The organism is Streptococcus sp. 596553 (genome assembly GCF_900411395.1).
Lineage (GTDB): Bacteria > Bacillota > Bacilli > Lactobacillales > Streptococcaceae > Streptococcus > Streptococcus mitis_BA.
In genome coordinates this window covers 1-14,469 of record NZ_OXCQ01000010.1, presented here as the reverse complement: position 1 = coordinate 14,469, position 14,469 = coordinate 1, and the positions used below count along the sequence as shown (strand labels likewise).

12 protein-coding genes are annotated in these 14,469 nt (G+C 38.8%); 8 read left to right on the top strand and 4 right to left on the bottom strand.

Going from position 1 to position 14,469, the window contains the following annotated elements; translation table 11 throughout:
* The first annotated feature begins 411 nt into the window (after positions 1-411).
* Positions 412-3,588: a carbamoyl-phosphate synthase large subunit gene (carB, locus tag DSY56_RS09070; protein WP_112445196.1), complete on the top strand. Its 3,177-nt coding sequence runs from the start codon at positions 412-414 to the stop codon at positions 3,586-3,588.
* A 278-nt stretch (positions 3,589-3,866) separates the two neighbouring features.
* Here the strand turns inward: carB and DSY56_RS09060 are convergent, their stop codons facing one another.
* From DSY56_RS09060 to tacF, 3 genes are read right to left on the bottom strand one after another with little or no spacing between them, the layout of a single operon-like run.
* On the bottom strand, positions 3,867-4,676 hold the full coding sequence (locus DSY56_RS09060; protein ID WP_112445194.1) for a LicD family protein: 810 nt from the start codon (positions 4,674-4,676) through the stop codon (positions 3,867-3,869).
* 1 nt (position 4,677) lies between these two features.
* The gene (locus DSY56_RS09055) at positions 4,678-5,481 is read right to left on the bottom strand and encodes a LicD family protein (RefSeq protein ID WP_112445192.1); all 804 of its coding nucleotides are present in this window, start codon (positions 5,479-5,481) and stop codon (positions 4,678-4,680) included.
* A 9-nt stretch (positions 5,482-5,490) separates the two neighbouring features.
* Entirely contained in the window at positions 5,491-6,978 is a 1,488-nt protein-coding gene (tacF, locus tag DSY56_RS09050; protein WP_112445190.1) for a type IV teichoic acid flippase TacF, read from the bottom strand.
* Positions 6,979-7,462: 484 nt separating this feature from the next.
* Here tacF and DSY56_RS09045 point away from each other — a divergent pair, with 484 nt between their 5' ends.
* From DSY56_RS09045 to DSY56_RS09025, 5 genes are read left to right on the top strand one after another with little or no spacing between them, the layout of a single operon-like run.
* Positions 7,463-8,170, top strand: a complete 708-nt coding sequence (locus tag DSY56_RS09045) for an IspD/TarI family cytidylyltransferase (RefSeq protein ID WP_112445188.1) — start codon at positions 7,463-7,465, stop codon at positions 8,168-8,170.
* 4 nt (positions 8,171-8,174) lie between these two features.
* Positions 8,175-9,197: a ribitol-5-phosphate dehydrogenase gene (locus DSY56_RS09040; RefSeq protein WP_112445186.1), complete on the top strand. Its 1,023-nt coding sequence runs from the start codon at positions 8,175-8,177 to the stop codon at positions 9,195-9,197.
* Positions 9,198-9,213: 16 nt separating this feature from the next.
* A complete protein-coding gene (locus DSY56_RS09035; protein WP_112445184.1) occupies positions 9,214-10,083 on the top strand; it encodes a phosphotransferase in 870 nt (289 codons plus the stop codon).
* Positions 10,073-10,951 carry a DMT family transporter gene (locus tag DSY56_RS09030; protein WP_004269680.1) on the top strand — a complete coding sequence of 293 codons (879 nt, stop codon included), beginning with the start codon at positions 10,073-10,075 and terminating at the stop codon, positions 10,949-10,951. The genes DSY56_RS09035 and DSY56_RS09030 overlap by 11 nt, the downstream gene beginning before the upstream one ends.
* 11 nt (positions 10,952-10,962) lie before the next feature.
* Positions 10,963-11,652: a CTP--phosphocholine cytidylyltransferase gene (locus tag DSY56_RS09025; RefSeq protein WP_020902399.1), complete on the top strand. Its 690-nt coding sequence runs from the start codon at positions 10,963-10,965 to the stop codon at positions 11,650-11,652.
* A gap of 241 nt (positions 11,653-11,893) precedes the next feature.
* Here DSY56_RS09025 and DSY56_RS09020 read toward each other — a convergent pair whose 3' ends face one another.
* A complete protein-coding gene (locus tag DSY56_RS09020) occupies positions 11,894-12,853 on the bottom strand; it encodes a hypothetical protein (protein WP_200832427.1) in 960 nt (319 codons plus the stop codon).
* 661 nt (positions 12,854-13,514) lie between these two features.
* Here DSY56_RS09020 and DSY56_RS09015 point away from each other — a divergent pair.
* Both DSY56_RS09015 and DSY56_RS09010 read left to right on the top strand, forming a co-directional pair.
* Positions 13,515-13,973, top strand: coding sequence for a DUF4231 domain-containing protein (locus tag DSY56_RS09015; RefSeq protein WP_031222784.1), 459 nt, complete (start codon positions 13,515-13,517; stop codon positions 13,971-13,973).
* Positions 13,974-13,985: 12 nt separating this feature from the next.
* Positions 13,986-14,469: hypothetical protein (locus DSY56_RS09010; RefSeq protein WP_112445182.1), on the top strand; the 484-nt coding region annotated here is incomplete at its 3' end.

Genomic DNA, 14,469 nt, shown 5'->3' with positions numbered 1-14,469 from the left:
AACACGGACGGAAAGCTCGGAATTTAGAGAAACCAATTTGGATTGTCAATCCTTCATGGGTTTCCTAAAATTCAATCGCTTTCTATTCGTCCTTTGTATCTTATTTAATGGCAACCCGAGAGTTGCTGAATAGAAAGACAGGTCGTTTCTTTTAGTCGCTATCAGGCGAACTAAAAACTCCCTGCACTAGATTTTTTACCGAAAAATATCGTTTCGCTAAAAAATCGTCGGAGAATTTATTTAATGTCGCTCTGTGAGGCGACGAATAGAAAGGAGAAGGGTGGTCCGTATTTGCTGAACTGAATACGGGCTACGGACGGTGCTAAAAAGATAGTTATTCCTAGAACTGATAGTTTTTCGTCATAACTCCTATTTTAGCTTTGTCCGCTTGACGCCCTTAATATCTTATAAATGCCTAAACGTACTGATATTCAAAAAATTATGGTGATTGGTTCTGGTCCGATTATTATTGGTCAGGCTGCTGAGTTTGACTACGCTGGGACCCAGGCTTGCTTGTCGTTGAAAGAGGAAGGGTATGAGGTTGTCTTGGTTAACTCAAATCCTGCAACCATCATGACGGACAAAGAAATTGCTGACAAGGTTTACATTGAACCGATTACACTTGAGTTTGTAACGCGTATTCTTCGTAAGGAACGTCCAGATGCCTTGCTTCCAACCCTTGGTGGACAAACTGGTCTTAATATGGCCATGGAATTGTCTAAAAATGGTATCCTTGATGAGCTTGGTGTTGAGCTTCTAGGAACTAAATTATCTGCCATTGACCAAGCGGAGGACCGTGACCTCTTTAAACAATTGATGGAAGAGCTCAACCAACCAATTCCAGAATCAGAAATTGTAAATACAGTCGAAGAAGCTGTTGCCTTTGCAGCAACAATTGGCTACCCAGTCATCGTTCGTCCAGCCTTCACTCTTGGTGGTACTGGTGGTGGTATGTGTGCCAACGAGGAAGAATTGCGTGAAATCGCTGAAAATGGTTTGAAATTGTCACCTGTTACCCAATGTTTGATTGAGCGTTCAATTGCTGGTTTCAAGGAAATTGAATACGAAGTGATGCGTGACTCAGCTGACAATGCTTTGGTTGTATGTAACATGGAAAACTTTGACCCAGTTGGGATTCATACAGGGGATTCCATCGTATTTGCCCCTGCGCAAACCATGTCAGACTATGAAAACCAAATGCTACGCGACGCGAGCTTGAGCATTATCCGCGCTCTCAAGATTGAAGGTGGATGTAACGTTCAGCTAGCCCTTGATCCACATAGCTTCAAGTACTATGTCATCGAAGTAAACCCTCGTGTATCCCGTTCGTCAGCCCTTGCATCTAAGGCGACAGGATATCCGATTGCTAAATTGGCTGCCAAGATTGCCGTCGGTTTGACCTTGGATGAGGTCATCAACCCAGTTACAGGTTCAACCTATGCCATGTTTGAGCCAGCCCTTGACTACGTGGTTGCCAAGATTCCACGTTTCCCATTTGACAAGTTTGAAAAGGGTGAGCGCCGTCTGGGTACTCAGATGAAGGCCACTGGAGAAGTCATGGCGATTGGACGTAACATCGAAGAGTCACTTCTTAAAGCTTGTCGTTCACTTGAAATTGGAGTTCACCACAATGAAATGCCTGAACTTGCAGCAGTTTCTGATGATGCTTTGATTGAAAAGGTTGTGAAAGCCCAAGATGACCGCCTCTTCTACGTATCAGAAGCAATTCGTCGTGGCTACACACCAGAAGAGATTGCTGACCTGACTAAGATTGATATCTTCTATCTGGATAAACTCTTACATATCTTTGAAATTGAGCAGGAGTTGGGTGCCCATCCACAAGATCTTGAAGTTTTGAAAACTGCAAAATTGAATGGATTTTCAGACCGTAAGATTGCTGAACTATGGGAAACGACTGCAGACCAAGTCCGTCAGCTTCGTTTGGAAAACAAGATTGTCCCAGTCTACAAGATGGTAGATACTTGTGCGGCAGAATTTGACTCTGAAACACCATACTTCTATTCAACCTATGGATGGGAAAATGAATCTATCAGATCTGATAAGGAATCTGTACTAGTCCTAGGTTCTGGTCCAATCCGTATCGGTCAAGGGGTTGAGTTTGACTACGCAACTGTTCACTCGGTTAAGGCTATCCAGGCTGCTGGTTATGAAGCTATTATCATGAACTCAAACCCAGAGACTGTTTCAACAGACTTCTCTGTGTCTGACAAGCTCTACTTTGAACCATTGACTTTTGAAGATGTTATGAACGTCATTGACCTGGAGCAACCAAAAGGAGTTATCGTTCAGTTCGGTGGTCAAACAGCTATCAACCTTGCGGAGCCATTGGCTAAAGCAGGTGTGACGATCCTTGGTACACAAGTTGCTGACCTAGACCGTGCCGAAGACCGTGACCTTTTCGAGCAAGCTCTCAAAGAATTGGATATTCCACAGCCACCAGGACAAACGGCAACCAATGAAGAAGAAGCAGTGCTTGCAGCTCGCAAGATTGGCTTCCCAGTTCTCGTTCGCCCATCTTATGTCTTAGGTGGACGTGCTATGGAAATCGTTGAAAACGAAGCAGACCTTCGTTCTTACATGCGAACTGCTGTTAAGGCTAGTCCAGACCACCCAGTTCTTGTCGACTCTTATATCGTTGGGCAAGAGTGCGAAGTTGATGCCATTTCAGATGGTAAAAATGTACTCATTCCTGGTATCATGGAGCATATCGAACGTGCCGGTGTCCACTCAGGTGATTCAATGGCAGTTTACCCACCACAAACCTTGTCGCAAAAGGTTCAGGAAACTATAGCAGACTATACTAAACGCCTAGCAATCGGTCTTAACTGCCTTGGAATGATGAACATCCAGTTTGTCATCAAGGATGAAAAAGTCTATGTTATTGAGGTCAATCCACGTGCCAGCCGTACCGTTCCATTCCTTTCTAAGGTAACCAATATTCCTATGGCTCAAGTAGCAACCAAGCTTATTCTTGGTCAAAAACTTGAAGAACTTGGTTACCAAGAGGGACTTTACCCTGAAAGCACCCGCGTTCATATCAAGGCACCTGTCTTCTCCTTTACCAAACTAGCTAAGGTAGACAGCTTACTTGGTCCTGAAATGAAGTCAACAGGGGAAGTTATGGGTTCTGATGCTACTTTGGAAAAAGCTCTCTATAAGGCCTTTGAAGCTTCTTACTTACACTTGCCAACTTTTGGAAATGTTGTCTTTACCATCGCTGATGATGCTAAAGAAGAAGCCTTGGACTTGGCTCGTCGTTTCCAAAATATTGGCTATGGAATCCTCGCGACAGAAGGGACAGCAGCCTTCTTTGCCAGTCATGGATTACATGCTCAGCCTGTTGGAAAGATTGGTGATGACGATAAGGATATCCCAAGCTTTGTTCGCAAAGGAAGAATTCAAGCTATCATTAACACAGTAGGAACCAAACGAACTGCTGACGAAGATGGTGAGCAAATCCGCCGTTCAGCCATTGAACACGGAGTGCCCCTCTTTACAGCCCTAGATACAGCTAACGCCATGCTCAAAGTATTGGAAAGCCGTAGTTTTGTTACAGAAGCTATTTAATACCCAATGAAAATCAAAGAGCAAACTAGGAAGCTAGCCGCAGGCTGTACTTGAGTACGGCAAGGTTAAGCTGACACGGTTTGAAGAGATTTTCGAAGAGTATAAATAGGAAAATAAGTTGGACAAAAAGTCTTTAAGAAGATAAGGAAAACGCATAATATCAGGTGTTGAAAAACCTTGATATTATGCGTTTTATTGTGGGAATATTTACTTCATTTTCTACTAAAATTATGTTTTTGAATAACCTCTATCTTAGTAGTTTGTATGGTCGCCCTCAATCAGCTTTTGCGATAAGCTTTAATACTGTGACTATACCACTCTTGCATTTCTTTTGATGGTGGTGTCATATAATCCCCATACATCTGAGTTAAAAATTGGTCATATTTTTTTGGCACAGGCAACATACGACCTTCAAACTCGGTTAAAATCAGTTCTTTAAAAGTATCAACTGGGAAGATTTCTTTCATCCCTTCCTTACCGATCCCAACTCCTCCTTCATATTGAGGAGTGTTGGTTGCAGCATTTTTGACTAGATGATCAATTTTCTTGTAAAAATAACGAGGATTGACAAATCGGAGGGCGTACCAGCTACATAATCTTAGAAAATCTTTTAATTTACTATCACCGTGAACTGCGCGTGATTTTTTAATATAGGCTAGTTGACGAAGGGCTACATACTTATAACTCTTGTCGACAATGCTCAAGTCTGTAAAGCGATCAATTGGGAAGACATCGATAAAGAGACTGGTGTCATGACGCTTGTACTTAACATGGTCTTCGATAACAGTAGAGGTGTCCAAAATTGATGCGAAATTATGGAAGTACCAAGAAGAAGTATCGTAGGAAAGAACCTTGTAGCGAGGGTGATTTTCTGCTTCAATAATCTTCAGTAAACGCTCATAATCTTCACGATAGAGAGAAATATCAATATCATCATCCCATGGGATCATACCTTTGTGGCGGATAGCTCCAAGCATGGTTCCATAACTTAGAAAATAAGGAATATCATGTTTCTTACAAGTCTCATCAATATAGTCTAGCAGGGCTAGTTGAATTTCTTTAATTTCTTCTTTTTCTAAATACTGCATCCTAATCCTCCAATTTGTAAGCGTGAAATTCATGACTGTAAAAGCGTTTTTCTTCTGGTGGTAGGGTCATATAATCTCCATAAAATTGTGTCAAAATAGTATCATATTTTTCAGGTGCTGGAAGGCTTAAATTTTCAAAGGGTAAATCAATTATTTTATCGAAGGTACCACTTGGGAAGACTTCCTTTTCCTTAAATTTAGAAGGGATAAAAGCCATATACTGACCATTTTCACGACTATATTTTTGAATTTCTTTCTCGATTTTATGTGCGAAATAACGAGGAGAAACCGGTCGAAGGAGCAACCAAAAGGCTGTTCGTATCCAATCTTTTAAAAGGCTATCTTTATAGACAATATTTTTATGTTTACTGAAAGACAGCAGTTTGAAGCTTTCCAGCTTATAACAAGTATCAATGACCTTAGGATCATCAAAGCGATCCATAGGGAAAATATCGATAAAAACACCAGACTCATAGGTTTTTGTATTTCGAGTATCAATAATTTTAGTCGTACTGTCAGTTATTTTGATAAAGTTGTTAAAGTAGTTCTTATCAGTTTCTAAGGAAAGGAGCTTATATTTGCTTTTTTCCTTTTGAAAAATGTTTATAAATCGTTGGTAGTCTTCTCGAGGCATGGACAAATCAATATCGTCGTCCCAAGGAATAAAGCCCTCATGTCGAACCGCCCCAATCAGAGTACCGTAGTTAATAATATAGTTGATATTGTGCTTTTTACAGAGAGTATCAATATAATCCAAAATTTCTAATTCAATTTGTTTGGCATCTTCAATGGTTAGTTGTTTCATTTTAAACTCCTATGATTTTTTGAATTTACTTTTTAAGGCTAGGACATGGTTTAAAAATTCATAGAAAATGCTATCTTTTGTAAAGACGAGTAGACCAATATAAGAGATAGCTGATATCAAGACAATCAAACCAGTATTAATCAAAAATGGCAAATTAATGACCATATCCACAGGATACACGAAATTGATCAGGAAATAAATTGCTACAAAGGAAAGTGAAAAGAGCGAGTATCGAACAGTATAGCTAAAGATATGTCCTAAGTGGATGAGTTGTTTTCTATGGATGAAAATGATATAGAAAACAAGTAGAGAGGCCTCTGATAGCATAGTTGTCAGTAAATAGTATTCAGGAGCCACGATATGGTTGAAAAAGAGGAGACTATTTAAGCCCAAATTGAGTAATCCAGCAAAGACTGTGTAAACTGTGATACGTTTTTCATAACCATTTGTAAAGAGAATTTGGGAACCAAGAATGGTATCTAGTGCCAGGATAATCGTCCGAAAAGCGAAGAGAGAGGTTAAGATACCGCCTCCGATATATTTTTCACTACCGTAAAGTAGGATGGCATTTGGTCCTAAAACCATGAGACCAAAGCTCAGTGGGATGATAAAGAAGTTAAAGATTCGACTGCCTCTGTTAACAAGGGCGACATAGGCTTCCTTATCGCCTTTTCCTAGATAGTAACTGAGACGAGGCACACTCACTCCGATAGCTCCTGTTACAACACCAGCTATAACGGTCACAATTCGTTGAGCCATGGTATAGTAACTAACGTTGACATCAATCCCTGTTTTAACGAGGAAGAGACGATCCAAAAATGTGAAGAGCATATTGGCATTAGCAAAGACCAACATGGCTGTCAGAGGGAGAAAGAGCGGTTTAAAATCACTTAGGTGAATCTTAACAAGCTTAATGTCTCTTTTAATCCAAAAATAACTAATCAGATAGTTAATTAGTGTCGATAAACTCATCACAAGTGTATAGACAACAATATCGTGTTCATTTTTGACAAACAGGAAAATAGAGACCAGCATCAGGATACGGATGAAGGCAGTCTTGTAAAAGAGAAAACTGTAATTTTCCAGAGCTTCATTGACCCACTCGATTGAAAAAATCTGGGCAATGAGTTGAATCCCCATAACAAGGTAGACTTTTTTGACGATTGGATTATCAGTAAAGAAGAGAGGATAAGCTAGGATATAGACAGCAGTGGTCAAAATCGTACAAGCTATGCACAAATAAAAAAGACTAGAGAAGGTTCTATTCAGATCTTTTTTGTTATCCTTGACATTACTGATGGCCCGTAAACCGTAGTTATAGACTCCATAAGTTGCGAAGGGCAAGAAAAATGACAAAATAGTGTCGACTGAGTTGAAGTAACCATAGTCAGTTCGGTCCAAGACACGCGCGACGTAGGTACCAGTTAAGATGGGAAAAATAATATTCAAGACACGAATTCCCATGTAGGATAGAGCATTTAATTTTATACTTTTCATTCAATTTACCTCGTTTTTCATTATATCATAAAGTCAGCTAATAAGAAATGAAGGGCAGTAATACTCTTCGAAAATCTCTTCAAACCACGTCAGCGTCGCCTTACCGTATATATGTTACTGACTTCGTCAGTTCTATCTGCAACCTCAAAGCAGTGCTTTGAGCAACCTGCGGCTAGCTTCTAGTTTGCTTTTTGATTTTCATTGAGTATAAGTCAAGTAATCACTTTGAAGTTTCAAAGTTTTATTTTAAGTTTTCTTTAAGGAAACTATATTATTCTGAAGAACTCTAAAATTTCACAGCCATTTATTGGTAATGACTACAGAATTCCTGGTTATTACTAGAAATGGACTAGTTTCTTTGAATAATAGAACTGCTTAACCCTCCTATTCTAGAAAGGGAGGTCTAGTATTTCTTTCATGATAGGGCTAGATTGTGGTATAATAGAGAGAATAAGTTTTTTTAGTAAGACAAAGGAGAAAATAGATGATTTATGCAGGAATTCTTGCTGGTGGAACTGGCACACGCATGGGAATCAGTAACTTGCCAAAACAATTTTTAGAGCTAGGTGATCGACCTATTTTGATTCATACAATTGAAAAATTTGTCTTGGAACCAAGTATTGAAAAAATTGTAGTTGGGGTTCATGGAGACTGGGTTTCTCATGCAGAAGATCTTGTAGATAAATATCTTCCTCTTCATAAGGAACGTATCATCATTACAAAGGGTGGTGCTGACCGTAATACGAGTATTGAGAAAATCATTGAAGCTATCGATGCTTATCGTCCGCTTACTCCAGAGGATATCGTTATTACCCACGATTCTGTTCGTCCATTTATTACACTTCGCATGATTCAAGACAATATCAAACTTGCCCAAAATCATGACGCAGTGGACACAGTGGTAGAAGCGGTTGATACCATCGTTGAAAGCACTAACGGTCGATTTATTACAGATATTCCAAATCGTGCTCACCTCTATCAAGGACAAACACCTCAAACATTCCGTTGCAAGGACTTCATGGACCTTTACGGTTCTCTCTCTGCTGAAGAGAAGGAAATCTTGACAGATGCATGTAAAATTTTTGTCATTAAAGGAAAAGATGTAGCCTTGGCCAAAGGTGAATACTCAAATCTGAAGATTACAACCGTAACAGATTTGAAGATTGCAAAAAGTATGATTGAGAAAGACTAGTAAAATGATTAATCAAATTTATCAACTAACTAAGCCCAAGTTTATCAATGTCAAATACCAGGAAGAGGCTATTGACCAAGAAAATCATATCCTTATCCGTCCCAACTACATGGCTGTCTGTCATGCGGATCAGCGTTACTACCAGGGAAAACGTGATCCCAAGATTTTGAATAAAAAGCTTCCAATGGCAATGATTCACGAATCATGTGGAACCGTTATTTCTGATCCAACAGGAACCTACGAGGTTGGTCAAAAAGTTGTTATGATTCCCAATCAGCCTCCTATGCAGAGTGATGAAGAATTCTATGAGAACTATATGACAGGGACCCATTTCTTGTCTAGTGGCTTTGATGGCTTTATGAGAGAGTTTGTTTCTCTCCCTAAAGACCGTGTGGTGCCTTATGATGCTATCGAAGACACGGTTGCAGCCATTACAGAGTTTGTCAGTGTCGGTATGCATGCCATGAATCGATTATTGAGCCTTGCTCATAGCAAGCGGGACCGAATCGCCGTTATCGGAGATGGAAGTTTAGCTTTTGTGGTTGCCAATATTATCAACTATACTTTGCCAGAAGCAGAGATTGTGGTTATTGGTCGTCATTGGGAAAAGTTGGAACTTTTCTCATTTGCCAAAGAATGCTATATTACTGATAATATTCCTGAAGATTTGGCCTTTGACCATGCTTTTGAGTGTTGTGGTGGTAATGGTACTGGACCAGCTATTAATGATTTGATTCGCTATATTCGTCCTCAGGGAACGATTCTCATGATGGGAGTTAGTGAGTATAAAGTCAATCTCAATACACGCGATGCCTTAGAAAAAGGCTTGCTCTTGGTTGGTTCCTCTCGTTCTGGTCGCATTGATTTTGAAAATGCCATCCAAATGATGGAAGTCAAGAAATTTGCCAATCGTCTTAAAAATATCCTTTATCTAGAAGAACCTGTAAGAGAAATTAAAGATATTCACCGTGTCTTTGCGACCGATTTAAACACAGCCTTTAAAACCGTGTTTAAGTGGGAAGTATAAGTGCTGGAGGTTAATTGTGGAGAAAATCATTAAAGAGAAAATTTCTTCCTTACTTAGTCAAGAAGAGGAAGTCCTCAGTGTTGAACAACTGGGGGGAATGACCAATCAAAACTATTTGGTCAAAACAACAAATAAGCAATACATTGTTAAATTCTTTGGTAAAGGGACAGAAAAGCTTATCAATCGTCAAGATGAAAAGTACAATCTTGAACTACTAAAGGATTTAGACTTAGATGTAAAAAATTATCTTTTTGATATTGAAGCTGGTATCAAAGTAAATGAGTATATCGAATCTGCGATTACGCTTGATTCAACTACAATCAAGACCAAACTCGATAAAATTGCTCCAATATTACAAACTATTCATGCTTCTGGCAAGGAATTAAGAGGAGAATTTGTTCCTTTTGAAGAAATCAAAAAATACGAATCATTGATTGAAGAGAAAATCCCTTATGCCAACTATGAAGCTGTTCGAGAAGAAGTCTTCTCCTTAGAGAAAAGACTGGCTGACTTAGGTGTTGACAGAAAATCTTGTCATATCGATTTGGTGCCTGAAAACTTTATCGAATCACATCAAGGACGACTCTATTTGATTGACTGGGAATATTCATCAATGAATGATCCAATGTGGGATTTGGCTGCCCTCTTTTTAGAGTCTGAATTCACTCGTCAAGAGGAAGAAGCCTTCTTATCTCACTATGAGAGTGAGCAAACACCTGTCTCTCGTGAAAAGATTGCCATTTATAAAATTTTGCAAGATGCTATTTGGAGTCTATGGACAGTCTACAAAGAAGAGCAAGGTGCAGATTTTGGTGACTATGGTGTGAGTCGTTACCAAAGAGCTGTTAAAGGTTTGTCATATTATGGAGGTTCAGATGAAAAATAAAAATGGAGTTTCTTTTGGTCTACTCTCAGGTATTTTCTGGGGTCTAGGTCTAACGATTAGTGCTTATATCTTTTCGATTTTTACAGATTTGTCGCCCTTTGTGGTGGCCGCTGCTCACGATTTCTTGAGTATCTTTATCTTACTAGCTTTTCTCTTGGTGAAAGAAGGAAAAGTTCGTCTCTCAATTTTCTTAAATATTCGCAATGTTAGTGTTATCATCGGAGCCTTGCTAGCAGGCCCTATCGGAATGCAGGCCAATCTTTATGCGGTTAAGTATATCGGAAGTTCCTTGGCTTCATCTGTATCGGCTATTTACCCTGCGATTTCAGTTTTATTGGCTTTTTTCTTTTTGAAACACAAGATTTCAAAAAATACTGTGTTTGGGATTGTCTTGATTATTGGAGGGATTATTGCTCAGACCTATAAGGTTGAACAGGTCAATTCCTTCTACATTGGGATTCTCTGTGCTTTAGTTTGTGCTATTGCATGGGGAAGTGAGAGTGTTCTTAGCTCTTTTGCCATGGAAAGTGAATTGAGTGAAATCGAAGCTCTCTTAATTCGTCAAGTAACTTCATTCTTGTCCTATCTTGTGATTGTGCTCTTCTCTCATCAGTCATTTGCAGAAGTGGCCAATGGACAATTGCTAGGTCTTATGATTGTCTTTGCAGCCTTTGATATGATTTCCTACTTGGCTTATTATATAGCTATCAATCGCTTGCAACCAGCCAAGGCTACAGGCTTGAACGTGAGTTATGTAGTTTGGACTGTCTTGTTTGCAGTTGTTTTCTTGGGTGCACCGCTAGATATGCTGACAATTATTACGTCACTTGTCGTCATTGCTGGAGTTTATATTATTATTAAAGAATAAAGGAGATTCGTGTGAAAGCCATTATCTTAGCAGCGGGCTTGGGAACTCGCTTGCGTCCTATGACTGAAAATACCCCTAAAGCCTTGGTTCAGGTTAATCAAAAACCTTTGATTGAATACCAAATTGAGTTTCTAAAAGAAAAAGGAATCCATGACATCATCATCATCGTTGGTTACCTTAAAGAACAATTCGATTATTTAAAAGAGAAATATGGAGTTCGCCTCGTTTTCAATGATAAATACGCTGATTACAATAACTTTTACTCTCTCTATCTTGTAAAAGAAGAATTAGCTAACAGTTATGTTATCGATGCCGATAATTATCTCTTTAAAAATATGTTCCGCAATGATCTGACACGTTCTACTTATTTTAGTGTTTATCGTGAAGATTGTACCAACGAATGGTTCTTGGTCTATGGAGATGACTACAAGGTTCAAGACATTATTGTTGATAGCAAGGCAGGTCGCATCCTTAGTGGTGTATCCTTCTGGGATGCTCCAACAGCAGAAAAGATTGTTAGCTTTATCGACAAGGCTTATGCAAGTGGTGAATTTGTTGATCTCTACTGGGACAATATGGTTAAGGACAATATCAAAGAGCTAGATGTCTATGTTGAAGAATTAGAAGGCAATAGCATCTATGAGATCGATAGTGTCCAAGACTATCATAAATTAGAAGAAATTCTTAAAAACGAAAATTAAAGATTTTGTATGTGAGTTATAGTCTCGATAAAAATAGTTACATCAAAATGAAATAGGAATTAGGCGAATCAATTGGGGAAGTCAAATTAGTGTGTTCGTCTACTATTTCAATCTATTATACAAGAAAAGTGCAAATAAGAAATCTCCAGATTAGGAACCATCAGTGAGTTCTCTAGTTTGGAGATTTTTCAATATACTTCGTTATTGGACGGTTACAATTGAGTGTTATCTAGCTTCCAGCTCATTTATTTGTTGATTTAGCCCCATCCCTATCAATCGGATAGGTCGGTGTAATGGAATCCCTAGACAGAGGCGAAACTAAGTCCTTGTTTAGTACTCGATCTGTTCCTTGTTGAACATAAGCCACGATAAGACGTAGCGGTTTATCACCTATAGATTGCTTTTTATACTGAGTTGGATATAATACTGACGTTCCATCTGCTCCTACTAGCCCCCACGCAACGATGTCATAACCTTGTGCTGAGGTTTCAATTCCACCAAAATTTTCATTATGTCCTCCTTGAACCAAATACATTTTCAATTGAGAGCCTTGCGGAATATTAGAACTAGAGAATCCATTTGGTGGAGTAGGAATTTTCCCCTTAACTATAGGTTTTTCTCCTGCTTTTCCCTCTACATCTTGTTGAGCGGTCTTTCCTGGATTTGGGGGAGATTCATCAAATTCTGGTTTTGGTAGTTGATACAGAACCTCTTGAATCTTACTAGATACGTGACCGCTTCCTTCAGTTACTGTTAAGGTTGTATTGTATAGCCCATAGAGATTTTTAGGAGACTGACCGGTAATAGTTAAAACAGCTCGTTTTCCATTACTATCAATTCTTGTTTTGATTGTAGCCCAAGTTTTACCGTCCTTACCCACCGTTGGGAACCCTGATAAAGAAATATTTCTAATAGTTCCAGTTTCTACAGTAGCAATATATTTTAAAGGTATCTCGTTTAAGTTTTGACCGTTATATAAATTACGAGTGTCTCTTTCTCTTCCTGAATCATCCCTAGATCTTTTTTCCTTCCCGGTACTTCCTGTAGCAAACCCATAAACAAGCCCGGAAACACTTCTACGATTCCTAGTTTTTCCAGTTCCCTCCTCGCCTTTCTTTAGGTGAGCAGTCTTTTTATACTCCTCAAGTGCAGCATTAAAAACCTCCTGATTGACAAGTCCATTTTCCGACGATTGCCCCAATGCTTCATTGAGTTTGTCATAGGCTTCCTTGAGTTTTTGAACCTGTTCTGGATTTTCATTGCTGGTCTTCAGTTCTTGGAGGAGATTATGGATTTTTTCTGATAAAGGATAGCTTATTCTATCTAAACAGGAGATTTTAACTTTGATTTAAGAGAGATAGAATTATAATGAAAACGGTATAGCAGATTGAAACTAGAATAGTACAGCTTGCTTTTTAAAATATTGTTAAAAATTAGTTTAAATTTCTCAACTAAATTTATTCAGTTACTACTTTATTATGCTATAAAAAATCAAACGCTCCTTTCTCACGATGGCAAAAATAAGCATGTAATAAAAAATTAATAATTCTGACATTTCAAGATACAGAGCTTGCCATCATTGATAAAATCAGCTACCATGAGTAAGTAAGTAAGTAAGTAAGTAAGTAAGTAAGTAAGTAAGTAAGTAAGTAAGTAAGTAAGTAAGTTTTTTTGTCCCGATTATGATATAATGATTAAACTAGGTGAATTTTGCTAGTAGGAGAAGCGATATTTTGCCACTAGATATAAACATGAGACTTCCTTTCCAAAATAACATGACAACATTATTGCTATTTGCTAAGCCTACTAGACAGTTATCCTAGTTTTTTGAATAGAATGAATAGATAAAAGGGGTTACGAACATGACGCCAGAAGAAATGTACCTGACAGATCGATTGGATGTACAGATAGCTCATTTTTTAAAGAAAAGCGTTCAACATCGTAGACGCTATAAGGTATTAAAAATAACAGAAATCGTGGCAGGTTTTCTCATAGCTGTTTTTTGTGCTATTCCTATGCCAGGTGATCGCTACCGTTTGATTTCGGTTGCCTTGTCCAGTCTAGGCTTGCTGTGTGAGGGGATTCTCAATTTGTATAATGCCAAGGAACACTGGATTTCTTACCAAAAAACTGCGCAACTCCTGGAAAGGGAAAAATTTCTCTATCAATGCCAAACGGAGAAATATGCAGGAAAAACCAAGGCTTTTGCCCTATTTGTCAAGACATGCGAAGGTCTTATCTCAGAGGAAATCAACCAGTGGGAAAGTATCCAGTCAAAAGAAGTGGCAGCTAGTGCAGATGCTCCAGAGAAAAAAGAGTAGGAGGTGGAGGAAATGTACCAATCCAGCTACCTATTGCCCTTGCTCTGGTTAAAAAAAGAAGCCGATAAGGAAAAGATGAGCGCGACTCAGTGCCAGATATTTTTCTTTTACTATCAAATGTTTGAACTCTTATTTGCTAGAGAAAGCGACTTGAGAGACTTATGTCTGGGAAGGCAAGGTTTTTATTTCTCGCAGTTAGAGAAAGATTTGCTTTCTGGAGTTTCCCACTTTCTAAAAAACTTGGAGGGAAAAGGGACTCTCAAGGCTAATCAAGAAGTATCAGCTCGTAAAGCCCTTTTTCTAGCCTTGACAACTAGCCAGTCAGATTGGCAAGAGTTAGCTCCTGTTTTTGATTTTTATCAGGCTGTAGGGAGACTTGAACATCCTTCTCTCTTGAGTTCTCAGGACAGACAATATCTGATGTGGATTTACCAGTCAGCTTTGGAGAAGGATTATAGTGTCAAGGTAATTGGCGACAAGCATTTTGTATTGAAGA